Origin of the sequence: Enterococcus sp., from assembly GCF_022711995.1 — a bacterium.
Taxonomy (GTDB): domain Bacteria; phylum Bacillota; class Bacilli; order Lactobacillales; family Enterococcaceae; genus Enterococcus_D.
This window is the reverse complement of the sequence record NZ_JALAHI010000118.1, coordinates 1-5,696: the sequence shown is the minus strand read 5'-3', so window position 1 is coordinate 5,696 and position 5,696 is coordinate 1. Positions and strand designations below refer to the sequence as shown.

The 5,696-nt window shown below is 36.0% G+C and carries 5 protein-coding genes; 2 read left to right on the top strand and 3 right to left on the bottom strand.

Annotation, left to right across the window (positions count from 1 at the left end):
- Positions 1–200: 200 nt before the first annotated feature.
- Positions 201–2,192 (top strand): PTS system trehalose-specific EIIBC component, encoded by a 1,992-nt coding sequence (treP, locus tag Q0A12_RS12030; RefSeq protein WP_291292890.1) that lies wholly within the window; start codon positions 201–203, stop codon positions 2,190–2,192.
- A gap of 57 nt (positions 2,193–2,249) precedes the next feature.
- Here treP and Q0A12_RS12025 read toward each other — a convergent pair whose 3' ends face one another.
- On the bottom strand, positions 2,250–3,635 hold the full coding sequence (locus tag Q0A12_RS12025; RefSeq protein ID WP_291292889.1) for an MFS transporter: 1,386 nt from the start codon (positions 3,633–3,635) through the stop codon (positions 2,250–2,252).
- A 260-nt stretch (positions 3,636–3,895) separates the two neighbouring features.
- On the opposite strand from Q0A12_RS12025, the gene Q0A12_RS12020 reads away from it, so the two are divergent.
- Positions 3,896–4,369: a DUF2798 domain-containing protein gene (locus Q0A12_RS12020; RefSeq protein ID WP_291292888.1), complete on the top strand. Its 474-nt coding sequence runs from the start codon at positions 3,896–3,898 to the stop codon at positions 4,367–4,369.
- Positions 4,370–4,754: 385 nt separating this feature from the next.
- On the opposite strand, the gene Q0A12_RS12015 is transcribed toward Q0A12_RS12020, so the two are convergent.
- Together Q0A12_RS12015 and Q0A12_RS12010 are read right to left on the bottom strand one after the other, a co-directional pair.
- Complete coding sequence (locus Q0A12_RS12015; RefSeq protein ID WP_291292887.1) at positions 4,755–5,345, bottom strand: DUF1700 domain-containing protein; 591 nt, start codon at positions 5,343–5,345, stop codon at positions 4,755–4,757.
- Position 5,346: 1 nt separating this feature from the next.
- Positions 5,347–5,658 (bottom strand): PadR family transcriptional regulator, encoded by a 312-nt coding sequence (locus Q0A12_RS12010; protein ID WP_291292886.1) that lies wholly within the window; start codon positions 5,656–5,658, stop codon positions 5,347–5,349.
- Positions 5,659–5,696: the final 38 nt, after the last annotated feature.

Here is a 5,696-nt window from a genome sequence, read left to right as displayed (position 1 = left end):
TTTGTTTTTCATTTATTTTTTTATTTAAAAATCCTTTTATATCAAAATTTATAGCGTTTGAAAAGTAGGAATTTTTTTCACAAAAAATTTTATCGGAAAAATTTAGAATGAAACGCTTGCATTATTGTGAATATCACGTTATGATTAGCACGAAACACAAACATATATATACAAGTTAATATGGAAGGGGTTTTATTATTATGGGGAAGTATCATAATGATGCTGAAAAACTGCTGGAGTATGTAGGCGGAAAAGAAAACATTGCAGCTGTTACTCACTGTGCAACGCGGATGCGATTTGTGCTGAACGATCAATCAAAAGCAGATCAAAAAGCGATTGAAGATATTTCAAGCGTGAAAGGTATGTTTACAAATGCTGGACAGTTTCAGGTAATTATTGGGAATGATGTCTCAACATTTTACAATGATTTTACAGCAGTATCAGGGATTGAAGGGGTTTCTAAAGAACAAAGTAAATCAATTGCAAAAAAGAATCAAAACCCACTACAAAGGGCTATTGCAGTTTTGGCAGAGATTTTTACACCAATTATACCAGCTATTATTGTTGGGGGACTTATTTTAGGGTTCCGTAATGTTTTGGAAGGAATTGATTTTGGAAGCGGTACAATCGTCTCACAATCTGTATTTTGGAATGGAGTCAATGATTTCTTGTGGTTACCGGGTGAAGCAATTTTCCATTTTCTACCAGTAGGAATCACGTGGAGTATTACACGTAAGATGGGAACAACTCAAATTCTTGGTATTATTCTAGGTATTACTTTAGTTTCTCCACAGTTATTGAATGCTTATTCTGTTGCTAGTACGGCAGCAGCCGATATTCCTTTTTGGGATTTTGGATTTGCTCAAATTGACAAAATTGGGTATCAGGCGCAGGTGATTCCAGCAATGCTAGCAGGTTTTATGTTAGCGTATTTGGAAATTTTCTTTAGGAAATATATTCCAGAAGCAATCTCAATGATTTTTGTGCCACTATTTTCTTTATTACCAACGATTTTAGCTGCTCACGTTGTTTTAGGACCGATTGGCTGGTGGTTAGGAGACATTATTTCTAATGTTGTTAATACAGGATTGACTTCTTCTGTAAGCTGGCTATTCAGTTTGATTTTTGGGGCTCTGTATGCACCATTGGTTATTACTGGACTTCATCATATGACAAATGCAATCGATATGCAGCTAATTTCATCATTTGGTACGACAAATTTATGGCCAATGATTGCGCTATCCAATATTGCTCAAGGTTCTGCTGTATTAGCGGTTGTATTTTTACATCGTGGGAATGAAAAAGAAGAACAGGTTTCAATTCCAGCAACAATCTCTTGTTATTTGGGAGTGACAGAACCTGCCATGTTTGGGATCAACTTAAAATACATTTATCCATTTGTGGCTGCAATGATCGGTTCAGGATTCGCTGCCATGTTTAGTAATTTGATGGGTGTGCGAGCAAATGCAATAGGAGTCGGTGGATTACCTGGTATTTTAGCCATCAATGCAACAGAAGGTGGCGGTTTATTAGCCTTTGGGATGGCAATGCTGATTGCAATAGTTGTACCATTTATTTTAACTGTTGTCTTTCGCCGTCAAGGAATCTTTAATAAAATTGATCTAGTTCAAGGTGCTGGAGATAATGGTTATGCAGAAGGGTTAGCAACAGCTGGTGCAAATATTGATGTAGAGCCTGTTACTTCACAGCCAGCTTCAGGAACAACTACTATCACTGAAGAAATGCTTTATGCACCGGTAGACGGCCAAATCATTGCCATCGGTGAAGTGGAAGATCCTGTCTTTTCACAAAAGATGATGGGTGATGGCTATGCAGTTCGTCCAAGTAATGGAAAAATCTATGCTCCTGTTGCTGGAACGATTTCAAGTATTTTTGAAACAAAACATGCTATTGGTATATTGACTCCTGGCGGAGCAGAAGTTTTGGTTCATATGGGCTTAGATACGGTTGAATTAAAAGGCGCTCCTTTTACGGTTAAGGTGTCTGAGGGTGATGCGGTCACTGTAGATACGTTGATTGCCGAAATGGATTTGGAAGCTGTTACGAAAGCTGGAAAGAAAACAGATATTTTGACAGTTCTTACGAATGTCGAGAAAATCAATCAAGTGACAATCAATAAAACTGGCAGTGTACAAGCTCATGAACGAGTAGGAGCTGCTGAAATTCGCTAACAAGAATAAAATGACCCATGAATGGCTGATCATGCCACTCATGGGTCGTTTTTTGTATTATTCTTTTTCAAGACCTTTTTTTGCGTTTACAGGATCCTTATAAAAATAGCGCAAAGTTAGAAATACAACAACTAGTACCATTAACCATAGGAAGAATAAAGCGATTTGAGAACCCAATATTGTTCCAGAAATGTAATTGGGACTTACTTTTTGAGCGAGGTCAATCATTGTTGCAACTAGAGCAGTTGCTACAGCACCAGAGAATTGTTGCAGTGTGTTAAAGACAGCATTTCCATCCGCAGCAAGTTGTTGGTCAATTTTGCTTAACCCCATAGTCATCATATTACTGTAAGAACAACCAATTCCAATCATATAAAAGACATGAGCTGCAATAAATGCCCAAAGAATGGTTAGATTTAATAATAAGGCTAAAGCCAACCAACCTAAAGTAATCAATATCAGACCAATCATGATTGGTTTTTTAGGTCCAATACTATCAAGCATCCGACCGGAAAGAGGAGCCAAAACAGCCCCTACGATTGCCCCTGGTAGCATGACTAATCCAGCAGTGAATGCATTTTGTCCAAGAACTATTTGAACAAAGTTTGGCAAGACAAATGAGATTCCAAGCAAAAGAAACTGACAGACAAGAAATCCGAATAAGAATAATCGAAATGACCGATTTTTGAATACGGATAAGCGGATCAAAGGATCCGATTGTAAGGAGCGTTTGTAGAAAAGAAGAGCGCCTAAAATGCCAAGAACTAATGGGAGTAAGCTTGTAAGAGAGCCGATTAGGTTTAAGAAAAGCAAAAAGCCGCTAAACATAAAAGTGATGCCTACAACGCTCAAAAAATCTAGACGGCCTGTTCTTTCAATTGCGATTTTAGGTATTGAATATAGCCCTAAAATTAATGAAACCAACAAGACAGGTATTAAGAAGAGGAAAATGTAATTCCAGTTTAAGAGCGAGGTTAATAAGCCTCCATAAGTAGGGCCAATCGCAGGAGCGATCGAAGTTGTTAAATTACCGATTCCAATCATAGTACCTCTTTTTTCTAACGGAGAATACGTAAGAATAATATGGAACATCAATGGCAAAGCGATTCCTGTACTGGCCCCTTGAAGTAAACGACCAAGTAATAGGATAGCAAAGGACGGAGAGAGAAAATCAATCAGCAGGCCTGCTAAAAACAAACCATTGGCCGCTAAAAATAATGTTCGAATTTGAAATTGCTTCAACAAAAAAGTGGAAATTGGTACGATGATCGATATCACAAGCAAATAGATTGTTGTAACCCATTGGACATTTGAAGTAGAAAGATTGAATTGGTCAATCAACGTTGGAAATGTTACATTCATTGCTGTTTCAATCAATACTCCAGCAAATGACATGATCCCGGTAGCTATAATAGCGCCTAACAAGTTTATTTTTTTCTCCATATTATCACCTCTAAAAAAATTCATAAAAAAAGAGCCAGTTTCTAAATGAATAGAAACCGCCTCTCTCTCGACAAGCATTCCTGCTTGTTATCTGTACGATTTAATCTAAAAGCTATTGTACTGACTTCTATTTAAAGAGTCAATAGAAATGTTCGGAAAACAAAAGTGAATTTTATTTGAAACTTTTCAAAAAAATCCTTACACGAATTTTTTTAATTTGTTAGAATAACCAAGTATGCAAAATAGAAAGGAAGTTTTAAATGCCAATAAATAAAAAAGAGAGTTTGATCTATACGACATTCATGTGTTTTTTCATGGTTTATTTTATGAGTGTCTACAATTTGATGTATGAGGTAGGAATTTCCGCAATAGCTTTTCAACTGGCTTGGAATGAGTTACCACTAGCCATATGTGTTGCGTTTATTTTAGATTGGTTTATTGTTTCTGGACCTGCTAAAGCATTTGCTTTTAGATTTATTGAAAGAGATACACCAGCGTGGAAAAAAATTGTGTTAATCTCATCAATGATGATTGCTGGCATGGTTTTCTTTATGTCACTTTTTGGTGCTGTGATGCATCCAACTGCAAACCAAGGACTATTAATGACTTGGTTACTGAATATTGCTAAAAATGTTATCGTTGCTCTGCCATTACAATTATTGATTGCTGGCCCCATTGTACGACGATTCTTTAGAAAGCTATTTCCAATAGGCACATTACAAGAAATCCAATAAGGCTTAGTAAAAATGCCACTTTTCAGGTCAAATCTGAGAAGTGGCATTTTATATGGATTTATTCTTAAAATAACAAACAAAAAACACCATAGGCTGGTATGGTGTTTTTCGTTTACCCTATGAAATAGGATACAGGATGTAATTACATAATAGTATGAGCAGATGGAAAAGTATAGTTCAACAATTTCATTGATTGATGAAATAACTGCTTTAAACCGTAAATACTATTTTGTAAAAAAGTCGAATGTTTGATACCAAGGACGGTTTGGTACGATATATGCTTCGGGTGAAAATCCAGATGTTGCGTATCCTACGAAGCAAATCAATAGACCAAGAAAAATGAAGGCACCACCTATCATCAATATCAAACGCTTATTTATTTTGATCATCTTGTCACCTGCTTTCGTAAACTTTTGTATAATGCTTTAGGAAAATAAATAAACTGTTGGGTCCAGCCCATGATGGGTTTACTGAGCATATAAGTAAAAGTTATACATATTATTCCAATCCCGAACATTATGACGCCTAGACCTAACTGAGTGATAGAAAAGTGAAGACCTTGTGATAGCAACATAGGACTTAAAATAACACTAGCGATCCCGCCAATCAAGCCAGTTATCCCAACAATTCCTGTGCTAAATGGAAGACACCACATAACGATCAAGCCACTAAGCATCAACAGTAGTGCAGCTAAAAGTAAGCTACCCCACAGAGGGAATCCTAGAAAAATTATCAATAATAAGAGAGGATGGAACCGTCGAGGAACTTGTACAACGATTTCTTCTGCACCTAAAGTACTTTGAGCAATATTTTTAGGAGTACCTAATTTGGCAACAGCTTCCACTTCAGAAAGTCCATCTTCCATTAAATCTTGGATCATTTCATCATAATAATCAATAAGATGATGAATCTCACTTGGTTTTGTTTTATAGGCCAACTCAGCTGCTAAACTTTTAATAAATGTTATTCGATCCATGTTAGTTATCTCCTTTGATATAGTTATGGATTTTTTCTAATTGAGGCCAATCAATAGTCAAAAATTCATGAATGCTATTTTGACCATTAGAAGTGATTTTATAATATTTTCTCAGCCTACCATTGTGTTCTTTTGAATAAGTCGAAACTTTTTTATTCGCTTCTAGGCGTTTTAAAATAGGATATAAAGTTGATTCAGAGATTGGTAATAGAGGAGAAATATTTTTAACGATTTCATACCCATAAGAATCTCCTCTTTGTAAAAATGCTAATACACAAAATTCAATAATCCCTTTTTTTAATTGACTATCCAACGACTACACCACCTTATACATAATACTATACATAACAT